7 protein-coding genes are annotated in these 8,477 nt (G+C 72.7%); all 7 read right to left on the bottom strand.

Annotated features, from left to right (window positions below; all coding sequences use genetic code 11):
• Positions 1-69 precede the first annotated feature (69 nt).
• Entirely contained in the window at positions 70-1,362 is a 1,293-nt protein-coding gene (locus WN71_RS06410; protein ID WP_046592106.1) for a pectate lyase family protein, read from the bottom strand.
• A gap of 127 nt (positions 1,363-1,489) precedes the next feature.
• Complete coding sequence (locus WN71_RS06405; RefSeq protein WP_420856466.1) at positions 1,490-2,821, bottom strand: ABC transporter substrate-binding protein; 1,332 nt, start codon at positions 2,819-2,821, stop codon at positions 1,490-1,492.
• Positions 2,822-2,918: 97 nt separating this feature from the next.
• Entirely contained in the window at positions 2,919-4,520 is a 1,602-nt protein-coding gene (locus tag WN71_RS06400; protein WP_046592104.1) for a glycoside hydrolase family 43 protein, read from the bottom strand.
• Positions 4,517-5,422, bottom strand: a complete 906-nt coding sequence (locus WN71_RS06395) for a DUF6807 domain-containing protein (RefSeq protein WP_079177684.1) — start codon at positions 5,420-5,422, stop codon at positions 4,517-4,519. Before WN71_RS06395 ends, WN71_RS06400 begins: the two co-directional genes overlap by 4 nt.
• A complete protein-coding gene (locus WN71_RS06390) occupies positions 5,419-6,597 on the bottom strand; it encodes a Gfo/Idh/MocA family protein (RefSeq protein ID WP_046592102.1) in 1,179 nt (392 codons plus the stop codon). The genes WN71_RS06395 and WN71_RS06390 overlap by 4 nt, the downstream gene beginning before the upstream one ends.
• Entirely contained in the window at positions 6,594-7,478 is an 885-nt protein-coding gene (locus WN71_RS06385; protein ID WP_046592101.1) for a carbohydrate ABC transporter permease, read from the bottom strand. Before WN71_RS06385 ends, WN71_RS06390 begins: the two co-directional genes overlap by 4 nt.
• Positions 7,475-8,410, bottom strand: coding sequence for a carbohydrate ABC transporter permease (locus tag WN71_RS06380; protein ID WP_046592100.1), 936 nt, complete (start codon positions 8,408-8,410; stop codon positions 7,475-7,477). Before WN71_RS06380 ends, WN71_RS06385 begins: the two co-directional genes overlap by 4 nt.
• Between the last annotated feature and the right edge of the window lie 67 nt (positions 8,411-8,477).

Raw genomic sequence — 8,477 nt, 5'->3', positions numbered from 1 at the left:
GGGCCGGGGCGGTGGGGCGTCCCGGCCCCGGGAGCGGCGGGGGCGGTGGGGCGCCCCCGCCGGTGCGGCTCAGCGCAGGCGGCCCGCCCCGGCACCGTGGTCGACGATCCGGGGGATCGCCGCCGGCGGGTCGATCCGCGTGCGCAGGGTGGGAGTCCAGCCCGCGCCGGACTGGAGGATCTCGCCGGGGACCTCGGCGTTGTGCACGGCGATCAGGTCGGTGAGGGCGCCGTTGACCCAGTTGTCGTCCGCGGTCAGCGGCGCCTCCTTCCACTTCTTGAGGACCGTCCCGGCCGACACCCCGTCCGCCAGCGTGAACGCGTTGTGCTCGGCGACGAGTTGGGACTCCATGCCGATGCCGTAGCTGTAGCCGTAGCCCGCCTGGGCCACGAAGTGGTTGTCGTAGGAGTCGACCTGTCCGAAGCGGACCCGCGGGGCCCGCTCGACGAGGTTCGCGAACAGGTTGTGGTGCAGGGTGACTTTGAGATGGCCGCGGTCGACGGCGGCCGTGGCGGCGCTGTCGCTGTTGCCGATCAGGATCGTCTTGTCGTGGTCCTCGAAGACGTTCCAGGAGGCCGTCACGTAGTCGGCGCCCTTGACGATGTCCAGTTCACCGTCGTGCTGTTCGTAGATCCGGCCGTAGTACGACGGCAGGGTGCTGTCGGGATGGTCCCCGTCGGTGAAGGTGTCGTGGTCCATCCACACGTGCGTGGAGCCGTAGATCACCGCGCTGTCGTACTCGGAGTTCCAGTTGCCGTCGGCGGTGTCGGTGGGGTCCCACTGCGGGAAGCAGTCCAGCGGGCTCTCGAAGGCGAGGTTGCGGACGATGACGTTGTCGACGCCCTCGATCTGGAGGCTGGCGCCCTTGAAGCCGGCGTTCCGCCCGACGCCGATGATCGTGGTGTCCGCGGGCACGTACGCCTTGATGTACGCGGCCTGCTGGTCGGCCGAGGCGCGGCGCAGCCCCTCGGGGCTGTCGTCGGGCTCGGCCGACAGGTCCTGGTCGCGGCCCCAGGTCTCGGGGGCGTACGTGGCGAGATAGGTGGCGAAGTCGTAGCCGGGGACGGCGAAGGTGTCGCAGCCCGGCCCGTCGGCGTCGATCGTGCCCTTCACCCTGATGATCCGCGGCCCGGTCACGTCCGCGGCGAGAGCGGCCCGGAAGCCGTCCCAGGTGGTGACGGTGTAGACGTGCGCGGGGGTGGCCTTCGACCCGCCGGTGGTGCCGGTGCCGTAGGAGCCCCAGCCGTCGCCGGCGGGGAGCACCCGGCGTTCGGGGGCGTGGTGGGCGGTTGAGCGCGGCGTCGCCGACGCGGTGCCGGTGACGGCCAGCACCAGGGCGGTGCAGCCCGCGAGCACCGCCATCACTCGGGCATGATCATGACATCCTGGGGTCGTACGGGATCTCGGTGCACTGAATCTCGGTGCACCGGATCTCGGTGCACGGCATCTCGGTGTGCTCATGGAGGCGACTCCTCGGTCGGGTGCGGGCTCAGTGGTTCTGCTTCCAGTCGGCCTGGGCCTTGTCGAGCTGGTCGGCGAGCGTGCTCAGGAAGTCCTTCGCGCTCTCCTTGCCGAGCAGCACCTTCTGGAAGGCCGGCTCGTTGTCCGCCTTCGAGACGGTGTTCCAGTCGGGCAGGTAGTACGGCAGCTGCACGATCTCGGTGGTGCTGCCGTTCAGCGCCTCGGCGGCGAGCTTGGTGGGTTCGGAGGACTGCACCCACGCGTCCTGCGCCGCCTCGGTGTTGGCCGGCACCTGGCCCGCCGACTCGTTCCACTTGCTGTTCGAGGCGTGCGAGGCGGCGAACTCGATGAACTTCCAGGCGGCCGCCTTGTTCTTGCTCGACTTGAACAGCGCGAGGCCGTCGACCGGGTTGGAGACCTGCACCCGGGTCCCGTCGTCCAGCGTGGGGTTGGGGATGCCGCGGAACTTGCCCGAGAGCGCCTTCTCGTGGTCCGCGTAGGAGCCGAGGTTGTGGCTCAGCATTCCGATGCTGCCGGAATCCCACTGCGCGACCATCTTGGTGAAGTCGTTGTTGACGTCGGCGGAGGGGGTGTCCTTCTTGTACAGCGCGACGTACTTCTCCAGCGCGGCCACGTTGCGGGGATCGTCGACGGTCGTCTTGTCGCCGTTCCAGAACGACGTGATGCCGCTCTGCCCGTACATCGCGTCCAGGGCCTGCGCGATCGAGCCCTCGCCGCCGCGGATGGTGTAGCCGAACGCGTTCTTGTCCTTGTCGGTCAGCTTGTCCGCGGCCGCGTAGAACTTGGTCCAGGTCGTCGGCGCGTCCAGGCCCGCCGCCTCGAACAGGTCGGTGCGGTACCACAGGGTGCCGTTGTTGGCGGACGTCGGCACGGTGTACGTCTTCCCGTCGCCGCCCGCGGACTTCACGCTGTCCAGGAACTTGTCGTTCAGCTTCCCGCTCAGCTCGCTCCCCGAGATCCGGCTGTCGAGCGGCTCCAGCGCGCCCTGCGCCGCGACCTCGGCGAGCATCGCGGTGCCGACCCCGCCGACGTCCGGCAGGCCGCCGCCCTGGATCGCGGTGTCGTACTTGGACTGCACGCTCGCCGCGGGCACGCCCACGTAACGCACCTTGATGTCCGGGTACTTCTTCTCGAAGTCGGCGATGATCTGCTTCCAGACGTCGGTACGCACACCGCCGTTGTTGTCCCAGAAGGTGATCGTGCCCTTCCCGGACCCCTCGCCGCCCTTGTCGCCCGCGGACCCGGATCCGTCGTCGCCGCAGGCGGTCGCGGTCAGGGCGAGCACACAGCCCAGGGCGGCGGCACCGGCGGCGCGCCGCCGCCGCCCGCTTCCGCGGATGGTCTTCTGCACAGTTCTGCTCTCCTTCATTGCGGCTCCCAACGAGACGTCCGGCCGGGCCGGTTCGGGACAACGGGTGATCGGGACGGGGTGTTGCTCAGGACAGCGGGGTGACGCGGAAGCGCGTGAACAGGGCCGTGCCCGCGTGCCCGGGGCCGGCCGGGGCGAGGGCGAAGAGACCGAGCAGGGCGCCGCCCCAGCCCCAGGAGGTGGCGGTGAAGACCAGTCCGGAGGGGGCCGGGCCGTCGCCGGTGTCGCAGAGGAAGCGGCAGCGGCCGCCCGCCCTGATCTCCACCCGCAGCAGCGCCCGGCCCCCGGGTGCGGGACGCGGCGGGGCGGCCTCGCGTTCGCGGTGGGCGGGTCGCTCGCCGAACCGGTGCTCGGCGGAACGCTGTTCGACGGGCCGCCCGGTGCGCGGGGGCGGCTCGGCGCGCTCCGCGAACCGGTCGACCACCTGCACGGAGCCGTCCGCCGCGCGCCGGAGCCCGATCCAGCGGTAGGCGTCCCCGAGGACCGCGAGCCCGGCCCGTGCGCCGAACTCGGCGGCGGGCAGCTCCAGTTCGACCTCGACCACGGCGTCCTGGCCGGGCAGCCGCTGGCCGAGCACGTTCGGCACCCGGCGCAGGTCGTCCCCGTGGGCGGAGCGGACGCAGGTCAGCCGCAGCCCGTCCCCGCCGTGCTGCGGCGCCCAGCCGGGGCGGGGATCGGCCGTCCACTGCCACTGGCGGCCGTGGCGCCCGCCGGGGAAGTCGTCGTCGGTGGCGGGCGCGGCGGGCGGCTGCGGCGGCAGGGCGGGCTTGGGGTGTACGGCCACGGGGGCGCCGTCGGCGCCGAGGACCGGCCAGCCCCGCTCGTCCCAGCGCATCGGCTGGAGGTGCACGACCCTGCCGTACGCGCCGCGCTGCTGGAAGTGCAGGAACCAGTCCTCGCCGGACGCGGTGCGCACCCAGCCGCCCTGGTGCGGTCCGTTGACGGCGGTGCCGCCCTGCTCCAGGACCACCCGTTCCTCGTACGGCCCGAAGAAGCCGCGGGAGCGGAAGGCGCCCTGCCAGCCGGCCTCCACTCCCCCGGCGGGCGCGAGGATCCAGAACCAGCCGTCGTACCGGTACAGCTTGGGCCCTTCGAGGGTGAACCAGCCCGGCAGCCGGTCCCCGTCGACGACGACCTTGCCCTCGTCGAGCAGGCTCCCGCCGTCCGGGTGCATCCGGTGCCCGGTGAGCCGGTTGGCGAACCCGGCGCGGGACCTGGCGAAGGCGTGCACGAGATAGGCGTCACCGGTCTCGGGATCCCACAGCGGGCAGGGGTCGATCAGGCCCCGGCCCGCCTTCACCAGCACCGGCGGGCTCCAAGGGCCCCTGATGTCGGGCGCGTTGATCTGGAGGATGCCCCGGTCGGGGTCGCCCCAGAAGATCCAGAAGCGGTCGTCGTGATGGCGCAGGGCCGGTGCCCAGACGCCCCGTCCGGGTTGCGGGGTCCTGAACTCGGCGGCCGGTTCGAGGCGTTCGAGGGCATGGCCGATCAGGGTCCAGTTGACGAGGTCGCGGGAGTGCAGCAGCGGCAGTCCCGGGACCCTGCCGAAGCTGGAGGCGGTGAGGTAGTGGTCGTCGCCGACGCGGATCACGTCGGGGTCGGACCAGTCCGCGTTCAGCACCGGGTTGGCGTAGGTGCCGTCGCCGCGGTCGGCGGAGGGCAGGCTCATGGGTGTACCGCCGCACGGACCAGCGCGGCGGCCTCGGCGCGGCCGAGGACGCCGTCGGCGACGACCGTGACGACCCGGCGCACGACGCTCTCGCCGGGCGGGACGGTCAGCCGTTCGGCGGACGCGAGCGAGGGGCCCGCGCCCGGGTACTCCGCGGCGCGCACGAACCACGGGTCGCGACGGGTGGCCTCGCTCGCCCCGGCGAACACCAGGGTCCAGTCCGCGCCGGCCAGGGCGAGCCAGTCGGCGCGGGTGCCGTGGACCTCCGCCTCGCCCTCGCCGTCGGGGGTGAACACCCTGGGCGCCGCCGCCTCCTTGGGGGCGCGCCAGAAGAAGCCGCCGTAGGCCGCGCCGGGGCGCCCGTTGGTGGCGGGGCTGCCGATGGAGAGCGGGCCGCCGGTGACGTTGGTGAGGGCGAAGGCGAAGTCCAGCGCCCAGGCGTGGGCGGCGAGTTCGGCGGCGGCGACGGTACGGCGTTCGCGCAGCAGGGCGCGGCCCGCCGCCTCCCAGCACAGCTCCGCCTCGAAGCCGGCCGGGCCGCGACGCGTGCAGCCGGTGTGCCGCTGGACGCCGTGGTTGTCCAGCTCGGTGGATCCGTGGCCGCGGACGAAGGTGCGGCCGCCCCAGAAGTTGTGCCCCTCGACGTCGGGAACGGCGACACCGGCGCCGAGGTGGTGGGGGTGGTCGGCGGGGCCCGTCTCGGTGACGGGGGTGCCGGCCAGGGTGGTGACGGGATGCAGGAAGGGGCGCGGGCCGAGCCGGAGCGGCAGCTCGGGCCGGGTGCGGTGGCGGGCCACCACCCTTCCGGCCAAACGGAGTTCGACGTCGTGCGCACGAGAGTCCGGGGCGGCGGGGGCTTCCGTCGGCTGCTCGCCGCGCGTGTCACGGGCTCGGGGTGTCATCGGGTGTTCGCCTCCCGCGTCAGGCCCCAGGGGGCGCCCAGTTCGGAGTACAGCTGAAGGGTGTCGGCGGCGGCCGCGACGAGCGCGTCGACGCCGGTGACCACGCGGCGTCCGGTGCCGGGCTCCGTGCGCCAGGCCGTGGCGGGCAGCGGTGCCGGGTCGGGGGCGCGCCGGATCGCCTCGACCACCCGCATGAACGCGCCGGTCGCGGCGGGCGGGACCAGGAGGCCGGTGCCGTCGGTGAGGTGGTCGAGCAGGTTCGCGAGCAGGTCCGTACGGCCGAAGCGGCTCTCCCGCGGACCGTGGCCCGCGCGTTGCAGCAGGACCCGGTCCTGCTTGTACCAGAAGGTGATCCGGCCCCGGGTGCCGTGCACGAGGACGTACGGCTCGTCCGGGCACTCGGCGCACAGGGTGGCGGCGACGGTGACCGGGCCGCGGGGGGTGGTGACGCGGACGCAGGAGGTGTCGTCGGCCTCGATGTCGTTGGCCCGCAGCAGCTCGGTCTCGACGCCGGTGACGTCGTCGGCGTACGCCGTGCCGAGCAGGGCGAGTCCGGTGGCGACGGCGTGCGCGAGGGGGTTGGTGAGGACGCCGTCGACGACGTCGGCCCCGTCGAGACGGCGTCGGCCCGCCCAGCGGGCCCGGCGGTAGTACGCAGGGTCGCGGGCCCAGGCCCCGGCCCCGCCGACGCCCATGACCTCGCCGATCGCGCCCTCGTCGATCATCCGGCGGATCGCGGGCACGGCGTGCGAACCCAGGGACTGGAATCCGATCTGGCAGGCGACCGGCGCTTCGGCGAAGGCGTCGGTCATGCGCCGGAACTCCGCCCAGGAGGGGGCGGGCGGCTTCTCGAGGAGCAGGTGCACGCCGTGCCGGGCGGCCGTCAGCGCCAGCTCCGCGTGGGTCGGGATCGGGGTGCAGACGACCGCGGCGCGCGCCCCGGTGGCCGCCAGCAGTGCGCCGAAGTCGGCCGACTGGGGCGGGAGTTCACCGCCGTACTCCTGCTCGGTGAGCGGTACGGGTTCGCAGATCCCGGCCAGTCGCAGGCGTCCCTCGCCGTGCAGGCGGCGGAGGTTGGCGAGGTGCAGGCGGCCGTGGCCGCGCGCGCCGGCCAGCACCACGGGCGGCGGGCCGGCCGGAAGGCGGCCGTACGCGGGGCCGGTCGTCGCGGTCATCCCTTCACCGCCCCCGCGCCGAAGCCGGTGATCAGCCACTTCTGGATGAACGCGAACACGATCACGACGGGCACGGCGGCGACGATCCCGCCCGCCGCGAGGGCGCCGAGGTCGACGCTGTCCGCGCTCATCAGGGTGTTGAGGCCGACGGGGATGGTCTGCTTGCTCTGGTCGGAGAGGAACATCAGGGCGAACAGGAAGTGGTTCCAGGCGTGCACGAAGGCGAAGGAGCCGACCGCGATCAACCCGGGCCGCAGCTGCGGCAGGACGACGACGCGGAACGCGGTGAACCGGTCGCAGCCGTCGACCCAGGCGGCCTCCTCCAGCGCGTAGGGCACGTTCCTGATGAAGCCGCTGATCAGGATCATCGACAGCGGCAGCTGGAAGACGGTCTCCGCGAGGATCACGCTGGCCAGCGAGTTGATCAGGTGGAGCCGGGCGAAGATCTGGAACAGCGGGACCAGCAGCAGGGCGCCGGGCACGAACTGCGAGCAGAGCAGGGCGAGCAGGAAGGCGCGCTTGGCACGGAAGTCGAAGCGGGCGAGCGCATAGCCGCCCGCCAGGGCCACGACGGTGGTCAGCACCAGGGTCGCGACGCCGACGTAGACGCTGTTGGTGAAGTAGACGCCGAAGCTGCGCTCGGTCCACACCTTGTGGAAGTGGTCGAAGGTGACCGGCCACGGCACGAGGGAGGTCGAGCCCGCCGGGCGCAGCGCGAAGAGGAGGATCCAGTAGAACGGGACCAGGGTGAACAGGAGATACACCGACAGCGGCAGGTAGATCTGCCAGCGCGGGACCTCGCCCCAGGGGCGGTGCCGGGCGCGGGCGGCGGCGGGCGGGCGGACCGGCCGGTGCGGCGCGGGGGCGATCTCGGTGATCACTTCGACCCGCCCCCGAACTTGCTGAGCCGCAGGTAGAGGACCGAGCAGAACAGCAGGATCACGAAGGCGACCGTGGTGAGGGCGGAGGCGTAGCCGAAGTCGTGGGCGTCGACGCTGGTGTTGGCGACGTAGAGCGGCAGGGTGGTGGTCTCGCCCGCCGGACCGCCGCCGGTGAGGGTGTACAGCAGGTCGACGTTGTTGAACTCCCACACCGCGCGCAGCAGCGTGGACAGCACGATGGCGTCCTTCAGATGGGGCAGGGTGATGTGCAGGAACTGCCGCAGCCGGCCCGCGCCGTCGACCTCGGCGGCCTCGTAGAGGTCTTTGGAGACGGACTGGAGGTCGGCGAGGATGAGGATCGCGAAGAACGGCACCCCTCGCCACAGGTCCGCGACGACGGCCGCCGGGAAGACGGTCGAGGGGTCCGAGAGCCAGCTGGTGCCGTAGGAGCCGAGCCCCACGTCGGCGAGGTAACGGGTGATGCCCGTCTGGGAGTTGTAGAGCAGCACCCAGATCGCCGAGGTGAGCACGCCGGAGACGGCCCACGGGGAGAAGACGAGGGCGCGCCCGAGCGAGCGGCCCACGAAGGTCTGGTTGACGATCAGGGCGAGCGCGAGCCCGCACAGCAGCTGGAGTCCCACCTCGACGACGACCCACTGGGCGCTGAAGGTGAGGGTGTCCCAGAACTGCGGGTCGTGCGCGAACGCCCGGGTGAAGTTCCCGAGGCCCGCGAAGCCGTTCCGCCAGGGCTTGGTGGGGTTGTAGTCCTGGAGGCTGTAGTAGAAGACGCTGAGCACCGGGTAGGCGATGAAGCCCAGCATCAGCAGGGCCGCCGGGGCGATCAGCAGGTACGGCAGCCTGCGCGGGTGCGCGGAGGCACGGCGCCGCGGGGGTGGCGCGGGCGGTTTCGCCACGGCTGCGGCTTGGGCCATGACTGTTCTCCGTTCGCTGGGCGGGCGGGCGCCGGGAGCGCCGGTGCGGGCGATCACGGGGCGGGGG

The sequence above is a fragment of the Streptomyces mangrovisoli genome, assembly GCF_000974985.2.
Taxonomy (GTDB): domain Bacteria; phylum Actinomycetota; class Actinomycetes; order Streptomycetales; family Streptomycetaceae; genus Streptomyces; species Streptomyces mangrovisoli.
The sequence above is the reverse complement of the archived record's forward strand: the minus strand, read 5'-3'. Positions and strand labels throughout refer to the sequence as shown.

Excerpts from the sequence above, each read along its gene's own strand:
- WN71_RS06410 (WP_046592106.1), bottom strand. The coding sequence starts at position 1,362 with ATGGCGGTGCTCGCGGGCTGCACCGCCCTGGTGCTGGCCGTCACCGGC.
- WN71_RS06400 (WP_046592104.1), bottom strand. The coding sequence starts at position 4,520 with ATGAGCCTGCCCTCCGCCGACCGCGGCGACGGCACCTACGCCAACCCG.
- WN71_RS06395 (WP_079177684.1), bottom strand. The coding sequence starts at position 5,422 with ATGACACCCCGAGCCCGTGACACGCGCGGCGAGCAGCCGACGGAAGCC.
- WN71_RS06390 (WP_046592102.1), bottom strand. The coding sequence starts at position 6,597 with ATGACCGCGACGACCGGCCCCGCGTACGGCCGCCTTCCGGCCGGCCCG.
- WN71_RS06380 (WP_046592100.1), bottom strand. The coding sequence starts at position 8,410 with ATGGCCCAAGCCGCAGCCGTGGCGAAACCGCCCGCGCCACCCCCGCGG.